The sequence below is a fragment of the Leucobacter sp. PH1c genome, assembly GCF_000633415.1.
GTDB lineage: Bacteria > Actinomycetota > Actinomycetes > Actinomycetales > Microbacteriaceae > Leucobacter.
Window position 1 is genome coordinate 1 of sequence record NZ_AYMV01000052.1, and the last position, 11467, is coordinate 11467.

At 72.5% G+C, this 11467-nt stretch carries 13 protein-coding genes; 8 read left to right on the forward strand and 5 right to left on the reverse strand.

The genetic code is table 11. The features are described from left to right. Positions 1-29: 29 nt before the first annotated feature. On the reverse strand, positions 30-2354 hold the full coding sequence (purL, locus tag U874_RS14525; protein WP_025135039.1) for a phosphoribosylformylglycinamidine synthase subunit PurL: 2325 nt from the start codon (positions 2352-2354) through the stop codon (positions 30-32). Between the two features lie 233 nt (positions 2355-2587). Between purL and U874_RS0113375 the strand changes: the two genes are divergently transcribed. Both U874_RS0113375 and U874_RS14920 read left to right on the forward strand, forming a co-directional pair. Next, complete coding sequence (locus U874_RS0113375) at positions 2588-3547, forward strand: hypothetical protein (RefSeq protein WP_025135040.1); 960 nt, start codon at positions 2588-2590, stop codon at positions 3545-3547. A 116-nt stretch (positions 3548-3663) separates the two neighbouring features. After that, positions 3664-4770, forward strand: coding sequence for a GNAT family N-acetyltransferase (locus tag U874_RS14920; protein WP_081810032.1), 1107 nt, complete (start codon positions 3664-3666; stop codon positions 4768-4770). Positions 4771-4941: 171 nt separating this feature from the next. On the opposite strand, the gene purQ is transcribed toward U874_RS14920, so the two are convergent. From purQ to U874_RS0113405, 3 genes are all read right to left on the reverse strand, one after another. Then, complete coding sequence (gene purQ / locus U874_RS0113395) at positions 4942-5646, reverse strand: phosphoribosylformylglycinamidine synthase subunit PurQ (protein WP_025135041.1); 705 nt, start codon at positions 5644-5646, stop codon at positions 4942-4944. Continuing rightward, entirely contained in the window at positions 5646-5915 is a 270-nt protein-coding gene (gene purS / locus U874_RS0113400; RefSeq protein ID WP_025135042.1) for a phosphoribosylformylglycinamidine synthase subunit PurS, read from the reverse strand. Before purS ends, purQ begins: the two co-directional genes overlap by 1 nt. A gap of 195 nt (positions 5916-6110) precedes the next feature. Further along, the gene (locus tag U874_RS0113405) at positions 6111-7001 is read right to left on the reverse strand and encodes a phosphoribosylaminoimidazolesuccinocarboxamide synthase (protein ID WP_025135043.1); all 891 of its coding nucleotides are present in this window, start codon (positions 6999-7001) and stop codon (positions 6111-6113) included. Between the two features lie 260 nt (positions 7002-7261). On the opposite strand from U874_RS0113405, the gene U874_RS14925 reads away from it, so the two are divergent. Next, on the forward strand, positions 7262-8305 hold the full coding sequence (locus tag U874_RS14925; RefSeq protein WP_081810034.1) for an SRPBCC domain-containing protein: 1044 nt from the start codon (positions 7262-7264) through the stop codon (positions 8303-8305). Beyond that, a complete protein-coding gene (locus tag U874_RS0113415; RefSeq protein ID WP_025135045.1) occupies positions 8283-8579 on the forward strand; it encodes a hypothetical protein in 297 nt (98 codons plus the stop codon). Before U874_RS14925 ends, U874_RS0113415 begins: the two co-directional genes overlap by 23 nt. 65 nt (positions 8580-8644) lie before the next feature. On the opposite strand, the gene purD is transcribed toward U874_RS0113415, so the two are convergent. Further along, on the reverse strand, positions 8645-9898 hold the full coding sequence (purD, locus tag U874_RS0113420) for a phosphoribosylamine--glycine ligase (RefSeq protein WP_025135046.1): 1254 nt from the start codon (positions 9896-9898) through the stop codon (positions 8645-8647). A 69-nt stretch (positions 9899-9967) separates the two neighbouring features. On the opposite strand from purD, the gene U874_RS0113425 reads away from it, so the two are divergent. Genes U874_RS0113425 through U874_RS0113440 form a run of 4 tightly spaced genes read left to right on the forward strand, consistent with a single transcriptional unit; the run spans position 9968 to position 11428 of the window. Continuing rightward, complete coding sequence (locus tag U874_RS0113425) at positions 9968-10333, forward strand: sterol carrier family protein (RefSeq protein ID WP_025135047.1); 366 nt, start codon at positions 9968-9970, stop codon at positions 10331-10333. A 35-nt stretch (positions 10334-10368) separates the two neighbouring features. Then, on the forward strand, positions 10369-10827 hold the full coding sequence (locus tag U874_RS15585) for a hypothetical protein (protein ID WP_025135048.1): 459 nt from the start codon (positions 10369-10371) through the stop codon (positions 10825-10827). Positions 10828-10858: 31 nt separating this feature from the next. Further along, the gene (gene tatA / locus U874_RS0113435) at positions 10859-11065 is read left to right on the forward strand and encodes a twin-arginine translocase TatA/TatE family subunit (RefSeq protein WP_025135049.1); all 207 of its coding nucleotides are present in this window, start codon (positions 10859-10861) and stop codon (positions 11063-11065) included. Between the two features lie 30 nt (positions 11066-11095). After that, the gene (locus U874_RS0113440) at positions 11096-11428 is read left to right on the forward strand and encodes a twin-arginine translocase TatA/TatE family subunit (protein ID WP_025135050.1); all 333 of its coding nucleotides are present in this window, start codon (positions 11096-11098) and stop codon (positions 11426-11428) included. Positions 11429-11467: the final 39 nt, after the last annotated feature.

Below are 11467 nucleotides of genomic sequence, written 5' to 3' on the forward strand. Positions count from 1 at the left end.
CGGGCCACACGCATATCTCGCGCGGGGAACTAGCCCACGACGGGGCCGAAGCGCTCCGGCAGGGTCGCGCGCGTCGCGGCGCCCAGCTCGGCGAGCGGCAGGGTGAAGCGATCCTGCACCTCGATCGCGGCGTCGGCGCCGGTGCCGTCGGTCACACCGATGCGCAGCACGGGGTACCCGCGGCCGTCGCAGAGGCCGCGGAACTTCACGTCCTCCTCGTGGGGCACGGCGACGAGCACACGGCCCTGCGACTCCGAGAACATCGCCGCGGTCGCGTCGACGCCGTCGCGGGAGATGATCTCCTCGATCCACACGCGGGCGCCCACGCCGAAGCGGAGCGCGCCGTCGGTCAGCGCCTGCGCCAGGCCGCCCTCGGAGAGGTCGACCGCGCCCGAGAGGATCCCGCCCTGCGATGCCGCGTGCAGCAGCCCCGCGAGTCGGCGCTCGGCGTCGAGGTCGGCAACGGGGGGACGGCCGCCCAGGTGATCGTGCACGGTGCCGGCCCAGGCCGAGCCGTCGAGCTCGTCGCGGGTGACGCCCAGCAGGTAGAGGTGCTCGCCCTGATCCTGCCACCCGCTCGGCACGCGGCGTGCGACGTCGTCGATGATCCCGAGCACGCCCACGACGGGGGTCGGGTGGATCGGGGTGTCGCCCGTCTGGTTGTAGAGCGAGACGTTGCCGCCCGTGACGGGGACCTCGAGCGCGAGGCAGGCGTCGGACAGGCCCTCGACGGCCTGCGAGAACTGCCACATCACCTCGGGGTTCTCGGGGCTGCCGAAGTTCAGGCAGTCGGTCACGGCGGTCGGCACGGCGCCAGAGGTGGCGACGTTGCGGTACGCCTCGGCGAGCGCGAGCTGCGCGCCGACGAACGGGTCGAGCTGGCAGTAGCGGCCGTTCGCGTCGGTCGAGATGGCGACGCCCAGGCCGCTCTCCTCGTCCACGCGGATCATGCCGGCGCCGTCCGGGAAGGAGAGCGCGGTGTTGCCGAGCACGTACTTGTCGTACTGGTTCGTGACCCACGAGACGTCCGCCTGGTTGGGGGACGCCGCGACGTCGATCATCTGCTGGCGCAGCGCCTCCGCCGAGCCGTCGCGCTCGAGGCCGGCCGCGTTCACCGAGTCGGCCTGCAGCGCGTCGATCCAGGCGGGGTACGCCACGGGGCGCTCGTAGACGGGGCCGTCGACGGCGACCGTGGAGGGATCCACGTTGACGATCTCCTCGCCGCGCCAGTTGATCACGAGACGGCCGGTGTCGGTCACCTCGCCGAGCACGCTCGTCTCGACGTCCCACTTCGCGGTGACCGCGAGGAACGCCTCGAGCTTCTCGGGGGCCACGATCGCCATCATGCGCTCCTGGCTCTCGGACATGAGGATCTCCTCGGCCGTGAGCGAGGGATCGCGCAGCAGCACGCTGTCGAGCTCGATGAACATGCCGCCGTCGCCGTTGGCCGCGAGCTCGGAGGTCGCGCACGAGATGCCGGCCGCGCCGAGGTCCTGGATGCCCTCGACGAGCTCGCCCTGGAACAGCTCGAGGCAGCACTCGATGAGCACCTTCTCGGCGAAGGGATCGCCGACCTGCACGGCGGGGCGTTTCGTGGGCCCGCCCTCGTCGAAGGAGTCGGAGGCGAGGATCGAGGCGCCGCCAATGCCGTCGCCGCCCGTGCGGGCGCCGAACAGCACGACCTTGTTGCCGAGGCCGGACGCGTTCGCGAGGTGGAGGTCCTCGTGGCGGAGCACGCCGACGCCGAGCGCGTTGACGAGCGGGTTCTGCTGGTAGACCTTGTCGAAGACGGTCTCGCCGCCGAGGTTCGGCAGGCCGAGGCAGTTCGCGTAGGAGCTGATGCCGGAGACGACGCCGTGCACCACGCGGGCGGTGTCGGGTTCGTCGATGTCGCCGAAGCGGAGCTGATCCATCACCGCGACGGGGCGCGCGCCCATCGAGATGATGTCGCGGATGATGCCGCCGACGCCGGTCGCGGCGCCCTGGAACGGCTCGATGTAGGAGGGGTGGTTGTGGCTCTCCACCTTGAAGGTGACGGCCCAGCCCTCGCCGATGTCGATCACGCCCGCGTTCTCGCCCATGCCGACGAGGAGGCGCTCCTTCATCTTGTCGTTGACCTTCTTGCCGAACTGGCGCAGGTAGATCTTCGACGACTTGTAGGAGCAGTGCTCCGACCACATGACGGAGTACATGGCCAGCTCGCCCGAGGTGGGGCGGCGGCCGAGGATCTCGCGGATCTGTGCGTACTCGTCGGCCTTCAGGCCAAGTGCTTCGTACGGCTGGTCCTTGTCGGGCGTCGCGATCGCGTCTGCGACGGTGTCCGGGACATGGATCGGGGCGGTGGGTTCAGTCACGCTGATGTGCTCCGTGGGCTCGGGGGCGGTACGGCTACGATCGCGAGCGACGGGCGCTCACCCCGCTAGTCTACGGCGTTTCCCGGGCGCCCGGGCCCGCCCGCCGGGCCGCAGCGGAACGGGCTCCGCGGCCGTGCGGGAAGCGCCCGTGCGGCGGCGTCGGCCGGCCGCGTTCTGCGCGCGGTCGCGTGCCGTTTCTGGCGTTTTCCAGCGGAACCCGCGAAACTGGGAGCATGAATACCCCGAACGCAGCCCCCCAGCCCGCGGAGGGCGCAACGCCCGCCGCCCCCGTCGGAGGTTCGAAGGGCGGAGCCGAGCCGCGCCGGCTGTCCACGTTCCTGAAGATCAGCATCATCCTGCTCGCGGCGCTCACGATCGCCTCGATCTCGCTGCTGTTCATCGGCGACTTCCAGGGCAAGTTCGAGCGCGTCTTCGCCACGTTCCTCGTGTTCGCGGTGTTCGTGGGCCTCACGGCGCTCGACACTCGGCGCGAGCTGCGCTCCGAGTGGTACGCGCCCGTCGCGCTCATCGCGAACTCGTACATCCTCGCGCTGCTGCTCATCGTCACCTGGATGACGCCGTACGATCCCTTCCTGCTCGGCTGGTCGCTGTTCTGGAAGAGCGTGCTCGTGATCGGTGTGACGCGTCTCGTGCTCGGCTGCTGCCAGCTGCTGCTCGGTCTCAGCGAGGGGAAGCCCGAGACGATGGGGCGCTTCGCCTTCGTGACGAGCATGCTCGCGGTGCTGTCGGGGATCCTCTTCACCGCGCCGGTCGCAATCGAGACGTTCAACGTGGTGATCCCCGAGCTGTACTGGAAGATCGCGGTGGCCACGCTCATCCTCACGGCCCTCGGCCTGGCCATCACGCTGCTGCTGCGCTGGTCCTACGGGGCGTCGGATCGCGAAGCGGTGCGCGCCGCCGCGCGCACGCGCGCCGAGCAGGCCGTGCCGCTCGAGCCCTACCGCGCCGTGCACGTCGACGCCGTGCTCGCGGCTCCGCAGGCCCCCGTCGCGCAGCCGCCGGTCGCCGCCCCGCAGCCGCTCCTCGCGCCGCAGGCCCCGGCAGCGCCCCAGGCTCCCGCCGCCGGTCCGCTCCTGCCCTGGCCCACGTTCGCGGACGGCCGCCCGATCCCGGCGCTTCCGAACGGGCAGCCCGACTTCAGCGTCCCCGGCGCCCCGCTGCCCCCGCAGTAGCGTCGGACGGCGCGAAGCGCCCCGCGACGACGGCCGCGCGATCCCCGGGATCGCGCGGCCGTCGTGCGTTCGGGCCCGGTGGGAGCGCTCAGCCGCCGCGCGAGTAAAATGCTCGGGTGCCTGAGACTGATCTGACCCCCGCTTCCGCCGCGGCCCCCGCCGCGGAGACCCCCGTGCCCGCGTTCGTGATCCGGGCGCTCACGCCGGCCGAGTATCCCGCGGAGGCGGCGCTCGTTCGCGCTGCGTACGCTGAGAGCACCTACGGGGCGGAGCTCGCGGGCGACACGAGCTGGGCGGCCGTCGAGCGGGACACCGCGGGCCGCGATGCTGGGGGCCGGATCCTCGTCGCCGCGCGAGGCGACGAACTGCTCGGCGCGGTCTCCGTGCTGCGGGGCGGCTCGCACTACACGAAGCTCGCTGCGCCGGGTGAGGCCGAGCTGCGGCTGCTCGTGGTCTCGCCCGCTGCGCGCGGTGCCGGCGTCGGCGAGGCGCTCGCCCGGGCCGGCATCGAGGAGGCCCTCCGCTGGGGAGCCAGCGAGGTGCGCCTCGACACCGGTGTGCGGAACCCCGCGGCCCGGCTGTACGCGCGCATCGGGTTCGAACGCACTCCCGAGCGCGACGCGGAGCTCGACGACACCGGCTACGGCTCCTCGCTCAGCTTCACCTACCCGCTCCAGGAGCGCGCCGACGTGCGCGTGCGCGAGATCCGCGCGGAGGAGATCCCGGAGATCAGCGAGCTCGTGCTCGCGGCGTACCGCGACGACTACGAGGGGCTGCCCGCCGAGTACCTCGCGGAGATCGCCGATGTCGCCGCGCGCGCCGCGCAGCACCGGGTCTGGGTCGCCGAGGATGCGGCGCAGGGCGCGCTCCTCGCCACGATCACGACACCGCTGCCGGGGGAGACCCTCAGCGACGTCGCGCGCCCCGGCGAGATGGACCTGCGCCTGCTCGGCGTGGGGCGGGTCGCGCGCGGGCGCGGCATCGGCTCGCTCATGATGCGCCACGGGCTTCGGCTCGGCCGAATCCGGGCTGTCTCGCAGGTGGTGCTCAACACGAGCACCGAGATGGTCGCGGCGTACGAGATGTACGACCGGATGGGCTTCGCGCGCCTGCGGGATCGGGAACTCGACATCACCCGCGAGGACGGCACGAGCTTCCGCCTGCTCGCGTACGGGATCGACCCGGCCGAGGCGCCGCTGCGCCGGGCGGCACGCGCCGCCTGACGCTGATCCGGATCAGGATCCTGCGTGGTGCGCGGTGCGCGGTGCGCCGTTCGTCCGCTCGCTCCGGGCTCCGGCCCGCCGGCACCGGCCCGGACAGACACGAGAGCCGCCGTCCCGAGGGGCGGCGGCTCTCGTGCGTGCGTCCCGCCGATCGCGGGGAGCGGCGCGGGATCAGACCCGCGCGGTGAGCGCCTGGATGGCGGCCTCGAAGAAGCGCAGCCCGTCCGTGCCGGAGCGCATCGCATCGGGCATATCGGGGCCGAAGCCCGCCTCGACCGCGTGCTCGGGGTGCGGCATGAGGCCGACCACGTTGCCGCGCTCATTGCTGAGCCCGGCGATGTCGTTGAGCGAGCCGTTGGGGTTGACCTCGGCGTAGCGGAAGGCGATGAGGCCCTCGCCCTCGAGACGCTTCAGCGTCTCGTCGTTCGCAATGTAGCCGCCGTCGCCGTTCTTGAGCGGGATCACGATCTCCTCGCCGGGGGCGAAGAGGTGGGTCCATGCGGTGTCGACGTTCTCGACGACGAGGCGCTGGTCGCGGCGGATGAACTGCTGGTGCGCGTTGCGGATCAGGCCGCCGGGGAGCAGCTGCGCCTCGACGAGCACCTGGAAGCCGTTGCAGATGCCGAGCACGGGCATCCCGCGGTTCGCCGCCGCGATGACCTCGGTCATGATGGGGGCGATCGCGGCGATCGCGCCGGGGCGGAGGTAGTCGCCGTAGCTGAAGCCACCGGGCAGCACGATCGCGTCGACGCCCTGCAGATCGTGGTCCGCGTGCCAGAGGGCGACGGGCTCGGCGCCCGCGATGCGGATCGCGCGCTGCGCGTCGCGGTCGTCGAGCGACCCCGGGAAGGTGACGACGCCGATGCGGGTCGACATCAGCGCGCCTCGCCGACGGGCTCGCCGTCGACCGAGATCGCGACGACGTCCTCGATCACGGAGTTCGAGAGGATCTCATCGGCGACCTGGCGCACCTCGGCGAGGACCTCGGGGGTCACCTCGCCCGCAACGGTGAACTCGAAGCGCTTGCCGATGCGCACATTCTCGAACTTGCCGTGGCCCAGGCGATCCAGCGCGCCCGTAGTGGCCTTGCCCTGCGGATCGAGCAGCTCGGCCTTGGGCATGACATCAACAACAATCGTGGGCACTGGCGACTCCGGTTTCGCGATTCGACGGTCGGTGGGCGTTGCGGCACGCGTCTACGGGCCGCTCCCGGGAACCAGTCTACCCGCCGCGCGCCGCGCCGGGTGCGTCCGGCTGCTCCTCGCCCACCCGCTCCGGCTCGAGCTCCCGCCCGGGCCCCGATCCCGCTTCGTTCGAGGCACTGCCCCTGAGCGGGGCGACTAGCCCGCGATGCGGTCGAAGAGCTCCTGGTAGCGGGCCCGCGTCTGCGCGACGATCTCCTCGGGCAGCTGCGGGGGAGTGCCCGTGCGGTCCCAGTTCGCGGAGAGCCAGTTGCGCACGATCTGCTTGTCGAAGGAGGCGAGGCGATCGCCGGCCGAGAGCGCGGGATCCTCGTACGTCGCCGCGTCCCAGTAGCGCGAGGAATCGCTCGTGAGCACCTCGTCGGCGAGGACGAGCTCACCGGTCTCCGGATCCCGACCGAACTCAAACTTCGTGTCGGCCAGCACGACGCCGCGGGCGGCGGCGAGCTCGCGGGCCCGGGTGAAGATCGCGATCGACGCGTCGCGGAGGGCCGCGGCGACCTCGTCGCCCACGAGCTCGGCGCTGCGCTCGAACGTGATGTTCTCGTCGTGCTCGCCGAGCGGAGCCTTGTACGCGGGGGTGTAGATGGGGGTGTCGAGGAGATCGCCGTCGGTGATTCCCGCGGGCAGCTCGATGCCGCAGACGGCGCCCGTCGCCGCGTACTCGGCGTAGCCGGAGCCCGTCAGCGCGCCGCGCACGACGCACTCGACCGGGTACATCTCGAGGCGGCGGGTGAGCATCGCGCGATCCGCGACGACCGCAGGCACCTCGGGGATTCCCGGCGCGGGGGCGATCAGGTGGTTCGGGAGGTCGATCTGGGCGAACCACCAGTTCGACAGCGCCGTGAGCAGCGCGCCCTTGCCCGGGATCGGGGGCTCGAGCACGTGGTCGAACGCGCTCACCCGGTTGCTCGCCACGACGAGGAGCACGTTCTCGGGCCCCTCGCTCGGGACGTAGAGGTCGCGCACCTTCCCGGAGTAGGTGTGGGTCCAACCGGGCAGCTGCAGGGGGGAGGCGAGTTCCGTCACAGCCCCATTCTTCCACCTCGGGGGCCGCGCGGCGCACCCCCGTTCGGGCGACGGGCGGATCGCCGGATCGGTGGGCGCTGGATCGGCGCAATTCCGCGACATTCGAGGCGGCTGAGCGATGATGTCAGAGGGTGCGGTTAAGGTCATCTGTAGACGGGTGCTCATGCATCGCCGGTCGCGTGCGAGAACGAGCAGCTCTCGCAGCGCGATGGCGCACAGGCAGCCCCGCGAACTTGAGCCGACAGACGCGGAGGAACCCCATGATCCCACTCGGGCCGGTTGTGGCGCGGAGCCGGTTGCGGGCGGAACGCACGGCCGCGTGGTCGTACCTCTCCGAGGCGGATCGCCGCGCGGAGTGGTGGCCCGAGCTGGAGCTCGAGCCCCGTGTGGGCGGCGCGATCTCGGAGCGCTGGTCGGAGGAGTCCGGCGAGACCTCCGTGAGCCGCGACGCGAGCGGCGCGGTCGATGTCTGGGTCGAGGGCCACGCCATCGGCTTCCGGTGGCGCGAGGCCGGCGACGAGCGCGACACGGCGGTCCTCATGACGCTGCGCACGCAGGGGATGGACACGGGGATCACGGTGACCGAGACGGGCTTCGACGCGCTGCCCGATGCTGCGGCGCGTGCCGCGGCCTCGCAGGACGGGTGGCAGGTGCTGCTCCGCGATCTCACGGCCGCGCTCGAAGCCGCCGTGGCGGAGGGGCGGATCGCCGCACCGCTCGCCATCCCCGAGCCTGCGGAGGAGGAGCCCGCCGCGGAGCCCCAGGCGGCCCAGGAAGCGGGGGATGCCGCTGCGGCCGCGGGCGATGCCGAGCTCGCGGGCGAGGGAGCTGCCGACGAGAGCAGCGTCGACGAAACGGGCACCGGAGAATCCGGCGCCGAAGTGGTCGACGCTGAAGTGGTCGACGCTGAAGTGGTCGAGGCCGAGGAGTCTCGCACCGAAGAGGTCGACGCGCAGGCCGAGGCGGAGCCCGCCGAGGCTAAGGCGGAGCCCGCCGAGGCTGAGGTCGACGCCGACGCCGACGCCGACGCCGACGAAGAGGCGAACGACACGATCCGGATCGAGCCGCTCACCCCGGAGGCCGCCGCGCAGATCGAGGCTGCCGTGGCTGAAACTGAAACTGAAGCTGAGGCTGAGCCCGAGGCGGAGGCCACGGAGCCCGAGCCGGAGGCCACGGAGCCCGAGCCCGCCGAGCCGGAGCCCACTGAGCCCGAGCCCGCCGAGCCGGAGCCGACCACCGCGGAACTCGACTTCGACGCGCTGATCCGCGGTGATCTGCCCGATGGGTCGTCCCGCGAGCGCTGAGCCGACGCAGCACCCGGGCCGGGCGAACGCTCCGGCCCGCTCGGGGGCGCTCGGCGCTGCCCTGCTGACCGCGGCAGTCGGCCTGGGCAGCGCCCTCGTGTTCGTCCGCGTCATGCTCGACTGGTCCGATCGCCAACCGTACGAGGGTGCCCCCACCGAGGCGCGGTACCTCGTCCTCATGGCCGTCGCGCTCACGATCTGCGCCGTCACCGCCGTCGCCGCGGGGTGCGTCGCCCGCCGCCTCCGGCGCGCTGGGGCTCGCCCCCGCGAGTGAGACGCGAACGGGGCCGCGGGATCGCAGTGATCCCGCGGCCCCGTTCGGCCCGCTCGGCGGTCGCGCTACGCGACCCGCGCGGCGATATCGGTGCGGTGCTGCGCGCCCTCGAGCTCGATCCGCTCGACCGCCGCGTACGCGCGCTCGCGGGCCGCGGCGAAGCTCTCGCCCCGCGCCACGACGCCGAGCACGCGCCCGCCCGTCGCGACCCAGCCGCCCGCCGCATCCCGCGCCGTCGCGGCATGCACGAGGTGCACCCCGGGAACCTCTGCCGCAGCGTCGAGGCCGCGAATCTCGCGGCCTGTGACGACCTCGCCGGGGTAGCCCTCGCTCGCGACCACGACGATCACCGCGGGCTCATCGGAGAACTCGGGGGCGGGCTGCTCGGCCAGCGTGCCGTTCGCGGATGCGAGCAGGTACTGGCTCAGCGGCGATTCGAGCCGCGCGAGCACGACCTGCGTCTCGGGATCGCCGAAGCGCGCGTTGAACTCGATGACCCGCACGCCCTGCGCGGTGACGATCAGCCCGCAGTAGAGCAGCCCGACGAACGGCGTGCCCTCGGCCTCCAGCTGCCGCACCGTGGGGAGGGCGACCGTGCGCGTGATCTCCTCGACGAAGTCGTCCGCGACCCACGGCAGCGGCGAGTACGCGCCCATGCCGCCCGTGTTGGGGCCGGCATCGCCGTCGAAGATGCGCTTGTAGTCCTGCGCGGGCGTGAGCGGCAGCACGTCGTGGCCGTCCGCGAAGAAGAAGAGCGAGACCTCCTGGCCGTCGAGGAACTCCTCGACGAGCACATCACCGTGCGGGGCCCAGGTCTCGACGTGCGCGATGGCCGCGTCGCGGTCCTCCGTGACGAGCACGCCCTTGCCCGCGGCGAGGCCGTCCGCCTTAATGACGTAGGGGGCGCCGAACTCGTCGAGCACGGCGCCCGCATCGGCGACCGAGCTCACGCGGGCGGCGCGGCCCGTGGGCACCTGCGCCGCGTCCATCACGCGCTTCGCGAAGGCCTTCGAGCCCTCGAGCTCCGCAGCGGCCTGGTCCGGGCCGAAGACGGGCACGCCCGCGGCGCGCAGCGGATCCGCGACCCCGGCGACGAGCGGCGCCTCGGGCCCGATCACGACGAGGTCGAAGCCCCGCTCGGCGACGAACGCCGCGACGGCCGCGGGATCCGTGTAGGCGAGCTCGGGCGTCTCCACGCCGCTCGCCGCGATGCCGGCGTTGCCGGGAGCGCAGACGACCTCGTGGTCGGCGTGCTCAGCGAGGAGCGCAAGAACGATGGCGTGTTCGCGGGCACCCGGCCCCAGGACGAGGATCTTCACGCGGACCAGCCTAGCCTGCGCCGCCCGGTCCCTCCGACGCTCGGATCGCCGCCCACTAGGCTGAGACGCATGGCGAAGCGCAGGATTTCAGACTCCGACGGTCGTGCGGCTCTCGCCGCGGCGGCCGCGCCCGACGCGCCTCGGCTCGTGCAGGCGACCGCCGTCCGATACCTGCTCGAAGAGCTCGCCGAGCGGGCGCCGGGAAACTCGGTCGAGGTGCGCGTGCCGCCCTTCGGGGCCGTGCAGTGCGTGGCCGGGCCGCGGCACACCCGCGGCACCCCGCCGAACGTCATCGAGACCGACGCCGAGACCTGGCTCGCGCTCGCGACGGGCCGCCTCGGCTGGGACGATGCGCTCGCGAGCGCGCGTGTGGCGGTTTCAGGCACCCGGGCCTCGCTCACTGGGCTCCTCCCGCTCGTGCGCCCGGCCGATTGACGCGATCCCCAGTCCGGGCCTGCGAGAATAGACGTATGAGTACTCCCGACGCCGCGGCTCCGCAGCCGCAGCAGGATCCCGCGCGGCCCGTGGCCGCCCCCGAAGCGGCCGCCTCCGCTGCTGACGGTGCCGTCGCTGACGCAGTGGCCGACGGCGCCGTCGCCAACGATGCCGCAGCTGGCGCCGCTGCCGAAGAGGTCGCCGCGCCCGTCGTCGTCGAGGAGTCGCGCGAGGTCACGCTGCAGCGCTCCGTGCGCTACGGACGTGTGCTCGTGGGCGCTGCCGTGCTCGGCGGACTGATCGCGATGCTGCTCGCGCTCGTCTTCCCCGTCGCGGAGAAGGCGGACTACACGCTCGGCCAGGCCGTCGGCTTCATGGCGGTCATCGGCGCGGCCATCGGGCTCTGCGTCGGCGGTCTGTTCTCCCTCGTGCTCGGTATCATCGCCAAGCGCACGCGGGGGAGCGGGGTCGCCATCCAGTCCGACGTGCGATAATCGCGTCACTACGAACGATCGGAGCATTCACATGCTGGGCAACCTCAGTGGCTGGCACATGCTGGTCATCCTCTTCGTCATCCTGCTCTTGTTCGGTGCGCCGAAGCTCCCCGGGCTCGCGAAGAGCCTCGGTCAGTCGATGCGCATCCTGAAGAAGGAAGTCCGCAACGATGACACCGGCTCCGCAGAGTCCACGGACGATGCGGCGAAGGCGCCGCGGAGCACCGACGCCTCCTAGGCGCTCGCTGCGAAAGGACACCGGAACCCTATGATCGGCAACATGGGCGGCCCCACGCTCATCATCATCCTCTTCATCGTGCTGCTCTTGTTCGGTGCGCCGAAGCTGCCCGGGCTCGCGAAGAGCCTCGGTCAGTCGATGCGCATCCTGAAGAAGGAGGTGCGCAGCGATGCCGCGGAGACGCCCGCAGGGGCGGAGTCCGACGCAGCCCCCGCGACTCCGGCCGCACCCGCTGCGCCGGCTGCCCCGGCAGCGCCGGCGGCGGACGCCGCTCCGGCCGCGGATCCCGCTGCCGGTGATCCCGCTGCCGCGGAGCCCCCGGCCGAGGACGACCGTCCGCAGTCGGGGACCGCGCCCCGCTAGGCGCGAAGCACCCCGGCCGCGCAAACGCCTCGGGCGCCG